This window comes from Aquimarina sp. U1-2 (assembly GCF_017897595.1).
Taxonomy (GTDB): Bacteria; Bacteroidota; Bacteroidia; order Flavobacteriales; family Flavobacteriaceae; genus Aquimarina.
Map to the genome: position 1 here is coordinate 275,815 of NZ_JAGKIK010000003.1, position 17,469 is coordinate 293,283.

Consider the following 17,469-nt stretch of genomic DNA (forward strand, 5'->3'; position numbering starts at 1 on the left):
TATTGTTTTTGTACGGATACTTTTATAGGATTCGCGACGCAATATCGTAAATAATCCCTCATTTTTCGGCTTTGTTGTTTATAAAATGACCTTGTTTATGGAGTATACCATTTTCAGAATAAAAATACCAGTATCCGTTTTTTTAATTGTTTTTAAAATGTTCTTCTTGCTGTATAGCACCATTATCATCATAAAAATACCAAAAATCGGTTTTGGCATTACTTAGTTATCATCCTTCTGATTGTAATGATCTGCTCTGGTAGTATTCCCGGACATAGATCTTTTGAGAAAACAAGGATTACATTAAGAAAATAATGATGAGTTAAGAAAAAACCTTTTTAACGTAAAATAATTTTAATGTAGTCAGTCGAAAATTATATAATAACTTACTGTTAATTAACAAATTATTCTTATTTCGTTAAGATTATTTAATTAAACAATCCTTAAATTTATTCTAAATCTTAAAACTATTTATTATGAAAAAATTTGTCTTTGTAGCATTGACAATGCTATTATTTTCTTGTTCTACAGAAGAAAATACTCCCGAACCCATCAACGAGGAAGTTGTTGAATCTTCAGAATTTAAGAATATTGATGCCTTAGAACGACTAGCTCTTGATTTAGAAGCCACTGCAAAAGGGAAATATAACATTCAATTATCTGATGAAAAGAAAGTTAAACTTTTAGAAATCGCTAATCAAATATTCTCGGACATAAATGATATGACTAGTAAAAAAGCCTTAATGAAGAGACCTTGTAGTTATGATAATTGTGTACAAGAGTATGAAAATTGTATTTGGTGGCCCGAGAATCTTCAGCGTCTTTTAAGAGAGTGTAGTGGTATACAAAGTGCGCATTGTGATCAAGTTCGACTAGACTATGAAAATAATATAGATGAAATAGAAGCGACTTATCTTAGATGTTCTAGAGCATATAGTTCTTGCGTTAGTTGTCCTGGAATAATAGGTCCTTTATAAATATATATATGTGATGTAAGTCCCATTATTCTTAACAATAATAAGAATAATGGGACTTACTCATAATAATTACTTATAGTTCACTACATACTCCATCAAATCCACATCGTTACCCAACAAAACTTCGTTAGGATTAATTCTACCGTAGAGTTTGTCATTTTCTAATTTGAGTACTCCTCGAGGGCATACTGCAGCACAGATACCACAGCCTACACAGCTGGATCGTACTATATTTTCGCCTTTTTGTGCATAGGCTCGAACATCGATTCCCATTTCGCAATAGGTAGAGCAATTTCCGCAAGAAATGCATTGCCCGCCGTTGGTCGTAATTCTAAATTTTGAAAATAACCGTTGTTGAAAGCCTAAAATTGCCGCCATTGGGCAACCAAATCGACACCATACCCTGTTCCCCAGGATAGGATAAAACCCTGTGCCTACCACACCAGAAAAGATAGCACCAATGGCAAAACCGTATGAAGATCGCAACGTTTCTGCTTTAAAAAGAAAGATACTACCATCTTTACTAAAAAAATGAGTACCTATAAGCAGTAGTAAAATCATAAAATACGCTATAGCCCCATATTGTGCATCTTTGGCTAATTCTTTCCTTTTAAATAACATAACTCCTACGAATACAAATGTTAAAAATGCTGCAACGCTCATCAAAAATGATGTTTTAGTTAACCAGTACTTAGAAGATTCGTCTCCCAAATAACTATGAACAACCGCGGTAGTCATGATAACTACAAATACCAACACGGTATGAATTAACCAGCGTTCTATTTTCCAGGCACCTAATTTTTTACTAGAAAGTTGTCTAAATGGATCCCCGGCAGTCTCAGCAAGCCCTCCACAACCACATACCCAAGAGCAATACCAGCGTTTTCCAAACGTATAGGTAAGAATAGGGGTTATAATAAAAATAGAAGCAATCCCGAAGATTAATAAAGCAAGTCCTATGTTACCGGCGCTAATAAAATCATTTACCCTGTATTGTTCAAAATTATAATAATTAAGAGGCCAGATATTTTTTAAATCATAATACGGCAGCGAAAACGAATCTGAATTAAGTCGGGCCATAAATTCTGGTATTAAAAAAGCAAAACCTAACTGAAAAAACATTACAGATCCTGTACGAATTTGTTGGTATCGATTATGCCGGTATTTCAACATAAACTTATACCCAAAAGCCAAAATTGCAATCGTATACAATGTACCGTAAACAAACCATTGGCTTGCAGGATTACCACTTAGTAGTCTGCTTAAGGGATCAAATAATGCCACCAAACCTGTATTTGGTTCTCCGTTGGTACCCAGCCCCAATAGATCGGCATAAAAATATAAAACCACATAAAAGGAAGTTAATCCGACCCCGGTGAGCCAACCTAAAAGACCTCTAGAAGAAATCGATTTAAACCAAACCCCATCATTTTTAATTCCAGCTGATTTTGTAAGATACGCATCATTGGCAAATAGGATGGTACCCATAGTAATTAAACCTAAGGCAAGGAATAATATGACGGTTTTATAAGGAATGGTAGTATTAAAAAGTGCCAGTAGCAGTATCAAAAGTCCGATCAAGCCTATGGCAGAGGCTAATTTTTGTTTGGTGCTGAGTCCTTTGGGTTCGGGACTGGCAAGTGACATGCTATGATTTAATTTAGTATTCATGTTTAGAATTTTTAGTCTGTAAGAGATAGTGTCATTTTAAGGTTAACAGTTGCTTAGGTAGTTTGAAGCTGTGATTTGCTAAATGCGGAAAGAATTTCAGCTTCATATCGCGTATAAAGTTCAGGATCAAAATTAGCTTCACCAAGATGTTGCATGACAAAGTCGACCTTCTTTTTCTCGGTAAGCCATCTATCAAAAACTTCGTGACGCATTCGTATACCAAACGTATTTATCCCTAGAAATTCGTTGGTTTCATTATGATAAGAAACGGTAATACATTTGGTGTCGTCTACATGCTTCCAATGAAACTGTTTTTCATAAGCTTTGGGTTTCGCAAATACCCAACCATAGGTTTGGTATTCAATATCCAGAAATTTCGCACTATTAAACCAATGTCCCGGTTTGTATTCGAGTCTGTTGCCACAAATAGTTTGCGCTACAGTTTCACCCATCATTCGCCCCGTATACCACACCGCCTCTATAGGACGACGCAATCCTATGGCTTCATGTTGTTCTGCGCAATCTCCTATGGCATAAATATTAGGGATATTCGTTTCGAGAAATCGGTTTACTTTAACACCACGCCCCAGATCAATGCCTGAATCTTTAAGGAAATCTATATTAGGTATTACCCCGGCAGTCAATCCAACTACATCACAATCAATAATTTCTCCTGTTTCTTGTATAACTACGGCTTTTGCTTTTCCAGTTTCATCGGCTAAGATTTCTTTCAGATTTACTCCAAGGCGCAAGTCGATATGATGATTTTGAATATGCCGATTAATCATTTCACTTTCTCCGGCAGGCAATACACCATTCCAAAAACTGTTTTCTCTAACCAAAAACGTTACAGGGATGTCTCGCGAGTGTAACATTTCGGCTAATTCGATTCCGATTAATCCACCACCTACAATCACCGCACGTTTGCATACTTTGTTAGTAGGTGCATATTTTTCCAGACTTTCTAGGTCCTGCTTGTGGTACATGCCCATAACTCCTTCGAGATCCTGACCAGGCCATCCAAACTTATTGGGTTTGGAGCCTACAGCAATAATGAGTTTATCATATGCCATGATATCCCCATTAGAAAATTCGATCTTACTATGTCTATGATCAACTTTGGATACAAAACCATGCTTAAGTTCTATACGATTTTTTTCCCAAAACCAGTTTTCATAAGGCTGTGTATGTTCAAATTTCATATGCCCCATGTACACGTACATTAACGCGGTACGAGAAAAAAAGTAATCGGTTTCTGCCGATACGATAGTGATCTTTTTGTCTGACATTTTTCGGATATGCCTGGCTGCGGTCACCCCAGAAATTCCATTGCCAATAATTACAATATGTGCCATAAAGGTAATTGTTGATAGTGTGCGTTTAGGTTGAAGTGTATAAGTCGATCATAAATATAAGAACTTAAACAGTCGATATAATTTAGAATGAATCTAAAAGCGATATTCTTAGTAAGAATCTATCTTATTTTTCGAATATACAGTTGGTATAATGTATTCGCATGATCGAATCTAATAAAGGATGTAAGTTGCTACTTCGCCCTACGACTGAATGCCCAAATATTTAAAAACTATACGATGAAAAAGATAATAACCCTAGTATTTGTTTTTATGGTTTACTCTGGGTTTTCACAAAAAACCAATGATTTTTTTGCGAAAGCAGATAATTTTTTTAAGACTTATGTCACAAATGGCAGGGTTAATTACAGCGCTATTAAAAAAGACACCGCATCTTTGAATCACCTGATAGATATGGCAGCAACAATAAGCATCTCTAAAAATAATGCTACTGCATACCAGGCATTTTATATTAACGCATACAATCTTGCTGTAATTAAAGGTATTGTAGACCTTTATCCAATACAGTCTCCTCTCGACAGTAACGGTTTTTTTGATAAAACCACATATACCTTGGGTAGAAAATCAACAACATTAAGTGATTTGGAAAATAAAATTTTACGTAAAAACTTTCCTAACGAACCTCGTTTTCACTTTGTATTAGTGTGTGGAGGATTGGGTTGTCCTCCGATAATTAGTAAAGCTTATCGACCAGAAACACTAGAAAAACAATTACAAGAACAAACCGTAAAAGCATTAAACGATCCTAATTTTATCAAAGTTAAAAGAAAAAAAGTAGCATTGTCTCAAATTTTTGAGTGGTACAAAGAAGATTTTACTCGAAACGGGGCTGAGATAGATTTTATTAATGCATTCAGAAAAGAAAAAATCCCCGAAGGCACTAAAATATCGTATTACCCTTATGACTGGAGTTTAAACCAAACCAAATAATGTATACTACTATTTAACATCTAATACGTTTAAAAATTTAAAAAAATGAACATTCAAAAAGTTATAGCAACTCTTATCGGTATTTTTGTTACAACCCTAGGAATCGCTCAACAACAAGAAAATAATGATCTGCAAGGATCCGTAATACAAACGTTAACCCCTTCTAAACTTATCGGTAAGGGTCAATATGACATCAAATGGTTCAATAATCTGTATACCGAAACCGAAGATCTTTTTGGTCTCGACGGAGAAAAGCAAGATATACCAAGACAAACATTTTTTACTTCTACCCTCGAAGCGTATACAGGAGTGGGCAATACCAAACGATGGAATGTAGGTGTGATCTTAGAATTTCGATCCAGTGTTATTGCCAATCGCGATGCATTAGATGTTTTTAAATTTGATGGCGAACGCAATACAGCACGGTCAGGATTTACCTCTTTCGCGCCTTCTGTTAAATTTGTGCCATTTAAAAATTTAAATACCTTTTCTATACAAAGCTCTTTTTTTGTGCCCCTAGTCGATAATGAGGTAGAAAACGGGGTATTTTTGGATCAAAAAGGATTTACATGGCAAAATCGATTTTTTTATGACCATACCTTCCCTGGTAATACCTTTCAAATATTTGGAGAGGTTAATTCTGAACTTAACTTTGGAGATGAAGAAGATAGTTTTGCCAATAACAGCCTAAGGCTTACACCAGGAATATTTTTTAGTTATTTCCCCAGCGCAACATTTACCGTTCTGGTCTTAGCACAACATTCAGAATTAATCGATCTAGGCAATAATTTTGATCAACGTTTTACTGCACTTGGGGGTGGTGCTAAATATCAGCTTACCAAAGAATTAAATATAGAAGCTTTATATACCAACTTTGTAACAGGTAATGCTACGGGCCTGGGCGAAACTTTTAATGTAGGATTAAGAGCAGTATTCTAATAAAATTGTATTTTCAGCAGTAAAAACGACAATGAAGAAGTTTTTTCTATTGCTACTACTTGTACTTCTTTCAAGCTGTTCGGCTCAGCAATCAAAGATTAACGGGGTAAGCTTTGTGGGAGCTCCAAGAGCAATAACCTCGCAAGAAATAGCTCCGGTAGTACGTGTACATGCGAATTGGGCTGCTGTAATGCCATTTGGATTTTTAAAAGACCTGGATAGTCCAACTGTAGTTTTTAACACGAAACGACAATGGTGGGGAGAACGAAGAGAGGGTGCCAAAAAAACCATCGAGTTACTAAATAAGAAAGGGATACAAGTGATGTTAAAACCCCAAATATGGGTATGGCAAGGTGAATTTACAGGTAACATCAACATGCATTCTGAAGAAAACTGGAAAACCTTTGAAACATCTTATGAAAATTTTATCATACTTTACGCTAAGTTAGCGCAAGAACTGAAGGTTCCTGTGCTTTGTATTGGCACAGAGCTACATACTTTTGTACAAACCAGACCACTATTCTGGAAAGCCTTGATAAAGAATATAAAATCAATATACGATGGAAAATTGACCTATGCCGAAAATTGGGATCAAATAGACAAAGTACCCTTTTGGAGCACTATGGATTACTTAGGAATAGATGCTTATTTTCCGTTATCTGAAAGTAAAACTCCCAGTATTGCAGCGCTTAAAAAAGGCTGGCAAAAACATAAACTACACATAATGAAGCTACAAAAAAGCATAAAAAAACCTGTTTTATTTACTGAATATGGCTATCGCAGCATTCATTATACCGCAAAAGAACCCTGGGATTCTAGTCGTATAGAGGGTAACATTGATTTTGAAGCTCAGCATAATGCATTAACTGCAATTTATGAAGAATTTTGGCCAGAGCCCTGGTTCGCCGGTGGTTTTCTTTGGAAATGGTATCATAATCACAACGAAGTAGGAGGAAAAACCGATAATCGCTTTACAATACAGAATAAACTTGCAGAAAAAACCATACAGTCACTGTATTCAACAAACTAAATCACCCTTATCTTTATCTTTAGCATAAATAGCATGAGAAACCTTGCAACTGTACATTGGCTTTTTATTTTTATGATCTTAGCAGTTACCGACCTGGTATGGGCTCAAAAAAATACAATTACTACTATAATCGTTCAAGGAAATAAAAAAACCAAAACTGCTGCCTTAACCAAACTCATAACTGTTAAAAATGGTGAAATACTGGATTCAATAAAAATTGAAAAGGATATTAACCGATTAAAACGATTACCTGCTATTGCTCATGCCTATTATCAAACACATAAAAAAGATAATGGTTATGAGATTGTTTACGGAGTAGAAGAAAACCTAACTATTATACCATCAGCTAATGTGTATACGACTAATGACGACGAGTTTGCTTTTCGATTGGGTGTGTACGAATTTAATGCCTTAGGTAAAAACATTACTGTTGGAGGGATCTATCAACACGATATTTATTCTTCATACATTGCCAACATCAGGGCTCCGTTTTTATTTGGAAAAAGAATAGGGTTCGCTATAAGTCACAGTAATATCACCACTCTAGAACCCGTTTTTTTAGCTCAAGGAACCGCAGATTATAAATACAATAATACGTCTTATGAAGTTTTGGGTTTATATCAATTCAATTTACAAAATCGTATAGAACTAGGCATCAACTATTTTAATGAAGATTACGAATATAAACGAGGAGTTACCAGCCCCCAGGTGCCTCAAAACTTTGATGTTAATAAATTGTTGTACAAATTTATTTACGAATACAACAATCTCAATTTTGACTATCAGTATGTTACAGGTTTTCGCAGTATCTTAAATACACAGTATGTAATTAGTACAGAAAATGTTTTACCCGATTTTTTTATCTGGTGGAATGATTTCCTCTACTATAAACGCCTAGGTAACAAAGGCAATTGGGCATCACGATTACGAGTAGGTCTGGCCAGTAACGACGAATCTCCTTTTGCTCCTTTTGCCGTAGATAACAATTTAAATATTCGTGGCGTAGGAAATATTATCGATCGGGGCACAGGTGTTATTGTGCTTAATACCGAATATCGCCAAACATTGTATGAAAAAGATTGGTTTGTACTGCAAAGTAATATATTCCTAGACGGTGGAAGCTGGCGTAACCCCGGGGGTGATTTTGAAGACTTTGTTGATTCTCAAAACTTTAGAATATACCCTGGGGCAGGTATGCGTTTTATGCATAAAAAGATATTTAATGCTATTTTTAGAATCGATTATGGGTATGGGATTACCGAAGATGCTACCAACGGATTTGTTTTTGGTATCGGGCAGTATTTTTGAACTGCGGCAGTGTATAAACTATACTCAAAATATAGCGTCGTAAACTACCTCGGGATAAGACTACAGGCACTCTTTAAAATAAACTTTAAATTTCAAGATGCGCCTCTAGGTTTCTGACCCTTTGGCAACACTAATAAGAATTCTTACTATAAACCTATATATGCTACAAAAGATTTTACTTATCATACTTACCATAGCAATATATGGTTGCCGTACCCATACTACTTCAAACAAAGTTACACGATTAGAGCCTGATTCTATTCCAACGAAATTTCAAGAACATATCATTTCTAAAAATGATCGATTAGAGTATGGTATTTCATTTTCGCCTGATATGCAAGAGTTGGCATTTGGTGTTTTGGATCCAATTACCATGGATGGTAAAATTTATTATTCAAGAAAAATTGATAAGCAGTGGTCTACCCCAGAGATTTTTAAACCTTTAGAGAATGATACTGTTTTTTTGCCTTACTTCTCACCCGATGGATCCTCTATTTTATTTGCAAAAAGCAAAGCAAACACCAACAATTATAGCACCAATATTTGGAAAATTGAAAGAGCCAATGACCAATGGGGCATACCTGTTAGACTGCCGCTACCTATCAACTCTAAAAGCCGAGAAGCAAATGCCAGCATCACCAAAGATGGTACGATCTACCTGTCATCAAATAGAAATTGTGAAGGAAAAGAAAACTGTTACACAGCCGATCTGTTTTATTGTAGACCTGATGGTAGCCACTATAGACCTATAAACGAAATTTCAAAATTAAACTCTTCAAGTGATGAAGAAAGTATATTCATTGCCCCTAATGAAGCATATGTTATTTTTTGCAGGTACACGAATCAGGATAACCTAGCTGATCTGTATATAAGTTATCGGGATCATAAGGATCAATGGACTACCCCGCAGATTCTTGACGCTACGGTTAATTCGAGAGCCTGGGATAGAAGACCATTTGTTACTAGTACGAATGAGTTTTTATTTTTTACCCGATCAGAAAGTGATGAAAAAGAATTAGTAACATCTGATATTTATTGGGTGCACACGTCAAAAGTATTTAAACCGTTTGTTTATCATCCCATATCCAAAATATCTCTAGAAGCAGGTAAGAAATTTGAAATTAAAATTCCTGATGACTATTTCAAAGATATAGATAATATGCATCTTACTATTGATATAGAACCAAACCAACTTAATTGGCTAACATTTAATCGTAAAAAGATGAAAATATACGGCTTACCCACCACGGCCGGTAATTTTGAAGTGACCTTTACTGCGGTAGATCAATTTATGAATACAACGCGGGATACTTTAAACATACAAATTACGCCTAAGGACCACTTTTAAAATAAAACTTGTCGCCCCTTATTCACAGGTATATTTATTATTTTTTGACAAACAAATTAAGAGTTTTATATTGTACTCAACTTCACAATTGAAATCGATAACATCTCAAGAATACAATGATTACAACCTATGAACGTTTTGGTAATAATCATCTCTAGTTCACAAAACTTCTTATTTGTACTATGTTACGTTATTCAAAAGCAAACCTTTATACGAAAATAGTAGCAATCCTACTTTTTATTTGTTTTTCCCAAATAAACGCTCAAGTACAATTACGACTAGAGCCGGGAGTGCTTCTGGAAACTGGTTCTGATAATTTGGGATTGCTACTTAACATCGAACCTAAAGTTAAAAGTTCAACCAGATCTGTTATCGGGTTACGGTTTGGAATTGCAATTAACCCGCATAAATTCGAAATTGATGATAACTCCTCGTTCTTTGTCGATGATGTAGAAGATAATGCTATCATTTCGTTTGTTCCTACTTTTGATTATTATTTATCTGAAAATCACTATCGGCCTTATGTAGGATTAGGTCTTGGGTACTATTTGTTTAGCAATTTTGATATTTCAGATAGAAATGGTAGTATAGATCGTATTGAAGGAAATGTGAATAATCAAGTTGGACTATTAGTAAGAGGCGGACTAGAAGTAGCAAATACACGTTTCGGAGTGGTCTATAATTACATCCCAAAAGCAGAGATACAAATCCCTGACGGACCAACAATCGGGACTGTCGATAATAGTTACTTTGGTATAGTAATCGGGTTTACCATAATCGGAAGAAAGAAAATAAGTGATCTATAATGTTTATTCTAGATTTTGGATTGGTTCAATTCAAAATTCATTAATAACTTACCCTTATCAGATGTTACAAGTATATTGAAAATAGAATATTGAGTCAGAAAAGCTATTCATACTACCTCTAATTAAGTTGAGTACAGGCTAACTTTTCTTTCGTCATCTCTAGCGTAGTCGAGAGATCCTTCAAAAAAAATTACTCGAATTAATATTTTCTCTACTATTTATTTCATAACGCACGAAGTATTGGTATCTTTTAGAAGTGATTTCAACATTTTTGATTCTAGCGAAAAATAGAATTTCTTTAATTAATTGAAGTGTTTTTGGCACTTCATGTAATAAACTCGTAAAATTGATGAATTAATGAAAAAATGCATTGTTATTGGTGGCGGAATCATAGGCTTATGTTCTGCGTATTATTTACACAAAGAAGGGCATCATGTCACAGTAATTGATCAATCCAACATGGATTTTGGAGCATCTTATGTAAACGCAGGATACTTATCGCCTAGCCATATTGTTCCTTTAGCAGCTCCTGGTGTGATGAAAAAGGGTCTCAAATGGATGCTTAACCCCTCTAGCCCATTGTTTATAAAACCACGCCTTACTTCAGATTTTTTAAATTGGGTATGGGCTTTTAACAAATCGTGTTCATCAAAAAATGTAAGTAAAAGTATTCCTATCATTAAAGAGATCGCAGTACTAGGGCAGGATTTGTATGCCAAAATCAAAAGGACTGAGCTTTTTAATTTTCAATATGAAAAAAAGGGATTGCTTATGATATGCCAATCTCAAAAAATGTTAGAAGAAGAACTTTCGGTAGCCGAGCTAGCCAAAAAAGAAGGATTAGCAGTACAGGAAATCTCGCTGGCTGCTCTTCAAAAATTACAACCCCTAGATGTGAATGCGCAAGGAGCCGTATATTATGAATGTGATGCTCATTCGACTCCAAACGTATTTATGAAAGAAATGAAGACCTATTTAAACGCCGCAGGCGTAATTATTCATAAAAATGAAAAGATTGAAGATATACACACAAAAAATGAAAAAATAATTCATCTACGCACGGCATCACAAACCTATGCAGCAGATGAGTTCGTACTTGCAGCCGGGTCGTGGTCTAACATGCTAAGCAAAAAACTAGGGATAAGGTTGCTACTAGAAGCGGGTAAAGGATACTGCATCAACTCTTTTCGGAAATTAGGTGTTACCATGCCTGCTATTCTTGCAGAAGCTAAAGTAGCTATAACCCCTATGCAGGATAGTACTAGATTTGCAGGTACCATGGAAATAGCTGGTCGTAATCATCACATCAATAAAGTACGGGTCGAGGCTATTGCAAAGGCAGTACAGCGATATTACCCAGACATAAAACTTACTAATAAAGAAAAATCTATGGCTGCTTGTGGTCTAAGACCAATCTCTGCAGATGGATTACCCTACATCGGAAAATCTAAAAAATGCACCAATCTAACCATTGCTACTGGTCATGCCATGATGGGTTGGAGCATGGGAACTTCTACCGGAAAATTAGTATCTGAAATTATTTCAGATAAAAAAACAACTCTAAATATAGAACCATTTCATCCTGATCGAAGATTTTAATGAACTGGTTTATACTTTATAAAATCCCTGTTTGCCTTTGGTAAAAAGCGTCTTGCTGTTTTTTCATAAGCTCACGGGCTATCTTCTTTTTATATTCATATAATTCTTCTTCTTCGGTAAGATCACCGTAAACCTTATCATTAACAGCATGATCTGTTTCTAAAACTACACTACGCTGTGCTTCTTTTTGAGCTACCCAAGTCTTGACCTCATCCTCTATGTCTGCCAGTTTGTAATCGTATTCTCCTTTAGGTGAAATTAATTTTGCCAAAATAGGAGACGTTTCTATCGCCAAAAACAACAAGAAGATAAATAAAGAAGGTAACCAGGGTAATTCTCCTAATGCTTCTATACGCGCCATGAGTCCATCAAAATTATCAATTACAGGTTGGGATTTCATAACTTGATCCTCATATTCAATCGCCAGTTGCGCCTTTTGAGATTCGAGCTTAGCTATTTTATCGGTATTTAATTGTTTAAGTTGAACAAGCTCAGCAAGAGCAGCATCGTGTTTTTCTCGTTTTTCTTTGTATACCGGTCCTTTTCCTAAAATTTGGGTGCCCTTTCGACCCTCTGCTTCAGAAATATAGGTATCATAGAGTGTATTTACCTCGATCTCTTTCGCCATCACTTCTTCTTTAAGAACAATAATTTCAGCATCAATTGAATTAGTGATAGGGGTATATTGTGTGGCTATTTGTTCTTTATTAGCTAATGTAAATTCGTTTTTTTGCTCTAATAATACACGATCGATTTCCTTTTCAAAGATTTTCAGCTCTAGAGGTTTAGAAATCACAACAGCAATAATGATTGCAAGTATAATTCTTGGTGATGCTTGTAAAAGCTCATCGATAAAACTGCCTTTTTTTCTGATAGTAGAAACAATAAAGCGATCAAGATTAAAGATCAGGAACCCCCATATCAATCCAAAAAAAATAGCACTAACATAAGAATCAAATACGGTATATAAAGCATAACTGGCTGCAATGAAAGCCATTACTGCGGTAAAAAATACGGTTGCACCTATCCCAACATACTTATTTTGTTCCCCGTTAGCACAGCGCGTTAAAATATCGGTATCGGCACCTGAGCATAAAATAAAAAATCGTTTCAGCATTATCATAAGGATTTTTGATCGACAATACATCTATAACGTTGATTTACAATAAAATGTTGTAAAAAAACTCCCTTTTGGGAGCTTAATTTATTGGGATTCCTGATTTTGTGTATGTTCTTAAATTTTATGAATATCCGTAATAAAGCATATCGCACTGTCTCCTCGAGCGCAGTCGAGAGGTTAGTAAATCCAACGAGCTCTAAATCAGGTCTCGATTGCATTCGACCAGACATTAAAGTTAATTTTATGATGTATAGCGGATATGCAATTAAATTTTAGTAAAGAATCCCTAATTTTTATCTTTTTGAGTCTTTTTTTGTTCCTTCTCTATCTTTTTACGGGCTTTTTTAATTTTTGCTATTGCTTTTTTATGTTCTTTTATTGCCTCTCGTTTAGCAGATTCTGCTGCTTGTCTGACTTCTTCCCGTATTTGTGCTCTTTCTTGTAGCAATTTTTGCCTAACCAATTGCGCTTCTTGCATAGCTAAGTCTCTAACTTTTCTAGCTTCAACTCTTGACAATTGTGCCTGCCGCATGGCTTCTTCTTGTATTTGATGGGCTTGTTGCTGCACTTGTTGTAATTGTTGCATTACCATTTCTCTGCTACTTGCGGCCGCTTGTCTAGCTATTTCGGCAACATTCATGGCATTCGCTAATTCATATGCTGCTTCTAATGAGGCCTTTTCTCTTTCTATTTCTGCCTCTACCCTGGCTTGTTCTGCTTCTATTCTATCCTGTTCTGCTTCTTCGTAAGTTAATTTCATTTCATCCTTAATTCCTGATATTACATTAGAAGGTGCTACTGGAGGAGAAGGAGGCACTGGAGGTACCGGAGCCATACTATTTTTAGTAGTTTGTGATTCTTCAGACTTTAACGGAGGGACAGGTGCGAGATTAGCATTTTTAGTTGAAATGTGTGGTGGTGTAGGTGGTGGTGGAATCAAATCATGCCCATCTGGATTCGCTCTGTACAATCTGGTTTTGCGATATGCTTCATTCAATTGTTTCAAAACTTCATCATCTACATTGTTTAGCTGTATACTAAATTGAAATTCAGTAAGTTCTTCGTCGCTCCATTGTTGTGTTACATCGTCAATAGTTTTTGAAAAATTCGAAATAGTTGTAGCATCTCCGTTGACTTCAATGCGATCTCCTTTTACTTTGATTTCAATTTTCTTATCGGGATGCGTATCTTGAACAGATTTTTGATAATTTAAGGTGCTTTGCTGAGCCACTATTTTATTAGTAAACAATAGCACACATCCCAATAACGTTGGCATAAGTAATAGTAAACGAGCTAGAGCTCTGATTTTTGAAAATTGTTGTGACATCATAACGATTCGTTTTTTGGTTAATGAATATGAATAATGAATGGGACTTGCTAATTCAACTTGATTAGAGTTGCCAATATAGTCAACAAGTATTCCCATATATTTTTGAATAGAAGGGTTGCATTTCAATACGGTTTGATCTGCCAAAAATTCATGATTTAGTTTTATTGATCTTTTCATACAAATAAGTAGTGGGTTGAACCAAAACACTACCTGCAAGATCTCTATACATAAAATATCTAAAGTATGCTTTTGAAGAACATGAGTTTTTTCGTGGAGTAAGACTTCTTCAGGAATTTTATGTTCTTCGTAGTCTTTCTTATTCATAAAAATATAGTGTAAAAAAGTAAATGGTACTATTGAATTTTTAACCAGCACATTTGTATGCGAAGACTCTTCTAATTGTGTGTTTCTTTTGATAGTTTTAATAAGGTGAATGATATTTTTTATAAATCGAATACCGAAAATCAATACCCCCAAACTGTACAGACTCCATAAAATAATGGGCATATAATTTACAGGTGTGTTATCACTTAAGGCAACTACACTTGGAACAGCTATAGTAGAAGGTTTTTCTGGAATGATAACGGTCGTTGGTTCAAGATCGATGGTATAGGTGAATGTGACTAGAGGAATGACAAACGAAAAAACTAAACTACCTAGTAAAAAGAATCTTTTATAGGTGTGCATATTTTCTTGTTCAAGGAAAATTTTATAAAACCCCCATAGCAACAATAAGCATAACGATGATTTAAGAAGGTAAGTAATCATTGTTTCTGCTTTTTTAGTTGTTGATCTACTATCTTTTTAAGTTCTTCTAATTCTGAAGTCGATAAATTCGTTTCGGCAGTAAAGAAAGAGGCAAATTGTGACGCCGAATTATTAAAAAAATTCTTTATTAAGCCATTCACGTGTTTTGAGAAATAATCTGACTTTTTCACTAGAGGGTAGTATTCTCTGGATTTTCCATACAATTTGTAATCTACAAAACCCTTGTCTTTCATCCTTTTTAATAAGGTAGCCACCGTAGTCGTTGCCGGTTTGGGTTTGGGGAAAGCATCGAGTAAATCCTTCATAAAAGCTTTTTCTAGTTTCCAGAGGTATTTCATAAGTTGTTCTTCGGCTTTTGACAATTGCATTGCTCTACTTAATTAGAATTAACTCTACAAATGTAGAGTAAAAATTTAAATAGACAAAGGTTTTATCAAAAAAAGACCCGGTAGGCAGAGCTCTTCGGGTCTTAACATTAAGATATGTAACTTTTTACTATTTTTTTGACAGCTCTGTAAAGTGCTTATAAAATAATGGGATAGTTTCGATTCCTTTCAAATAGTTCCATACTCCAAAATGTTCATTTGGCGAGTGTATGGCATCGCTATCTAAACCAAACCCCATGAGAATAGTTTTGCTCTTCAATTCTTTTTCAAATAAAGACACGATAGGAATACTACCTCCGCTACGCTGCGGAATAGGAGTCGTACCAAAAGTATCTTGATATGCTTTGCTAGCTGCCTGGTAACCAATACTATCAATGGGAGTAACATAACCTTGCCCACCATGATGCGGAGTAACTTTTACGGTTACTGCCTCTGGTGCAATACGTTCGAAATGATTTTTAAAAAGTTCTGTAATTTCTTCCCAATCTTGGTTAGGCACCAGTCGCATCGATATTTTGGCGTATGCTTTACTGGCAATTACTGTTTTGGCACCTTCGCCAGTATAGCCCCCCCATATACCATTTACATCTAGTGTAGGTCGAATTGAATTACGTTCGTTGGTTGTATACCCTTCTTCGCCATAAACTGCATGTATGTCTAATGACTTTTTGTAGGCATCTAGAGAAAATGGAGCTTTTGCCATTTCTGCTCTTTCTTCTTTTGACAATTCTTCTACTTTGTCGTAAAATCCGGGTATAGTAATATGATTATTTTCATCATGCAGTGAAGCAATCATTTTAGTCAAAATATTAATAGGGTTGGCAACAGCTCCCCCATACAACCCACTATGTAAATCTCTATTGGGCCCTGTTACTTCGACCTCAACATAACTCAAGCCACGTAACCCCGTGGTAATAGAAGGAACATCTTTGGCAATCATACCTGTATCACTAATTAAAATGACGTCATTTGCTAGTTTTTCTTGATTGCGTGCTACAAACCAGCTCAAACTCTCGCTACCTACTTCTTCTTCTCCTTCGATCATAAATTTTACATTGCAAGGCAACTGATCGGTTTTGGTCATAAGTTCTAGGGCTTTAACGTGCATATACATTTGCCCTTTATCATCACAGGATCCACGTGCAAAAATAGCGCCTTCAGGATGAATAGCTGTCTTTTTAATGATAGGTTTGAAGGGTGGACTATCCCATAAATCAACTGGGTCTGGTGGTTGTACATCATAATGACCATAGACCAGTACCGTAGGCAGGTTTTTGTCTACAGTTTTTTCAGCATAAACGATAGGGTACCCAGGCGTTTGGCATATTTCTACAGTATCGCAACCGGCATCTTGTAGGCTTTTGCTTACTGCTTCTGAAGCTTTTATGACATCATCTTTGTAAGCAGTATCTGCGCTAACAGATGGTATTTTGAGTAGTTCGATAAGCTCATTAATAAATCGATCTTTATGTTTCTGAATATATGATTGTATGTTTTGCATGGGATTAAATCAATTTAAATTCAAAAGTACTAAAAGTTTATATTTTTTAATAAGGTAGTTTTTATTTTAAAAGTATTGTTTATATTTGCACCCGCTTACTGATAAAAGTGAGTGATTCAATAGAATTTATTGGGTACAAATAAATCGCGGGCGTGGTGGAATTGGTAGACACGCCAGACTTAGGATTTAACCTAATAAAAGTTCTTAAAATATTGAAAAAGCGGGCGTGGTGGAATTGGTAGACACGCCAGACTTAGGATCTGGTGCCGCAAGGTGTGGGAGTTCGAGTCTCCCCGCCCGCACTTTTTCAACTGTAAATTTTCAGTCTTAAAACCTCTCAATTTTGAGAGGTTTTTTTGTTTGGGTACAACATAGGTACAACA

The 17,469-nt window shown here is 35.5% G+C and carries 14 protein-coding genes and 1 tRNA gene; 9 read left to right on the forward strand and 6 right to left on the reverse strand.

Annotated features, from left to right (window positions below):
• The first annotated feature begins 476 nt into the window (after positions 1-476).
• The gene (locus J8281_RS06160) at positions 477-977 is read left to right on the forward strand and encodes a hypothetical protein (protein WP_210196721.1); all 501 of its coding nucleotides are present in this window, start codon (positions 477-479) and stop codon (positions 975-977) included.
• Positions 978-1,046: 69 nt separating this feature from the next.
• Here the strand turns inward: J8281_RS06160 and J8281_RS06165 are convergent, their stop codons facing one another.
• Positions 1,047-2,648, reverse strand: a complete 1,602-nt coding sequence (locus tag J8281_RS06165; RefSeq protein WP_210196722.1) for a 4Fe-4S dicluster domain-containing protein — start codon at positions 2,646-2,648, stop codon at positions 1,047-1,049.
• Positions 2,649-2,701: 53 nt separating this feature from the next.
• The gene (locus tag J8281_RS06170) at positions 2,702-4,003 is read right to left on the reverse strand and encodes an NAD(P)/FAD-dependent oxidoreductase (RefSeq protein WP_210196723.1); all 1,302 of its coding nucleotides are present in this window, start codon (positions 4,001-4,003) and stop codon (positions 2,702-2,704) included.
• Positions 4,004-4,240: 237 nt separating this feature from the next.
• On the opposite strand from J8281_RS06170, the gene J8281_RS06175 reads away from it, so the two are divergent.
• From J8281_RS06175 to J8281_RS06205, 7 genes are all read left to right on the forward strand, one after another.
• Positions 4,241-4,951 (forward strand): DUF547 domain-containing protein, encoded by a 711-nt coding sequence (locus tag J8281_RS06175; protein WP_210196724.1) that lies wholly within the window; start codon positions 4,241-4,243, stop codon positions 4,949-4,951.
• 45 nt (positions 4,952-4,996) lie between these two features.
• Positions 4,997-5,890: a hypothetical protein gene (locus tag J8281_RS06180; RefSeq protein WP_210196725.1), complete on the forward strand. Its 894-nt coding sequence runs from the start codon at positions 4,997-4,999 to the stop codon at positions 5,888-5,890.
• Positions 5,891-5,921: 31 nt separating this feature from the next.
• A complete protein-coding gene (locus J8281_RS06185; protein ID WP_210196726.1) occupies positions 5,922-6,920 on the forward strand; it encodes a glycoside hydrolase in 999 nt (332 codons plus the stop codon).
• A 33-nt stretch (positions 6,921-6,953) separates the two neighbouring features.
• Positions 6,954-8,228, forward strand: coding sequence for a POTRA domain-containing protein (locus J8281_RS06190; protein WP_246848995.1), 1,275 nt, complete (start codon positions 6,954-6,956; stop codon positions 8,226-8,228).
• Between the two features lie 160 nt (positions 8,229-8,388).
• Positions 8,389-9,576 carry a putative Ig domain-containing protein gene (locus J8281_RS06195; protein WP_210196727.1) on the forward strand — a complete coding sequence of 396 codons (1,188 nt, stop codon included), beginning with the start codon at positions 8,389-8,391 and terminating at the stop codon, positions 9,574-9,576.
• Positions 9,577-9,758: 182 nt separating this feature from the next.
• Positions 9,759-10,382: a hypothetical protein gene (locus J8281_RS06200; RefSeq protein WP_210196728.1), complete on the forward strand. Its 624-nt coding sequence runs from the start codon at positions 9,759-9,761 to the stop codon at positions 10,380-10,382.
• Between the two features lie 357 nt (positions 10,383-10,739).
• Positions 10,740-11,981 carry an FAD-binding oxidoreductase gene (locus J8281_RS06205; protein ID WP_210196729.1) on the forward strand — a complete coding sequence of 414 codons (1,242 nt, stop codon included), beginning with the start codon at positions 10,740-10,742 and terminating at the stop codon, positions 11,979-11,981.
• Positions 11,982-11,997: 16 nt separating this feature from the next.
• Here the strand turns inward: J8281_RS06205 and J8281_RS06210 are convergent, their stop codons facing one another.
• From J8281_RS06210 to J8281_RS06225, 4 genes are all read right to left on the reverse strand, one after another.
• Positions 11,998-13,098 (reverse strand): DUF4407 domain-containing protein, encoded by a 1,101-nt coding sequence (locus J8281_RS06210; protein WP_210196730.1) that lies wholly within the window; start codon positions 13,096-13,098, stop codon positions 11,998-12,000.
• A gap of 289 nt (positions 13,099-13,387) precedes the next feature.
• Positions 13,388-15,199 (reverse strand): M56 family metallopeptidase, encoded by a 1,812-nt coding sequence (locus J8281_RS06215; RefSeq protein ID WP_210196731.1) that lies wholly within the window; start codon positions 15,197-15,199, stop codon positions 13,388-13,390.
• Positions 15,196-15,567, reverse strand: a complete 372-nt coding sequence (locus tag J8281_RS06220; protein WP_210196732.1) for a BlaI/MecI/CopY family transcriptional regulator — start codon at positions 15,565-15,567, stop codon at positions 15,196-15,198. Before J8281_RS06220 ends, J8281_RS06215 begins: the two co-directional genes overlap by 4 nt.
• A gap of 127 nt (positions 15,568-15,694) precedes the next feature.
• Entirely contained in the window at positions 15,695-17,086 is a 1,392-nt protein-coding gene (locus J8281_RS06225; RefSeq protein WP_210196733.1) for a dipeptidase, read from the reverse strand.
• A 220-nt stretch (positions 17,087-17,306) separates the two neighbouring features.
• On the opposite strand from J8281_RS06225, the gene J8281_RS06230 reads away from it, so the two are divergent.
• A tRNA-Leu gene (locus J8281_RS06230) sits at positions 17,307-17,388 on the forward strand.
• Positions 17,389-17,469 lie beyond the last annotated feature (81 nt).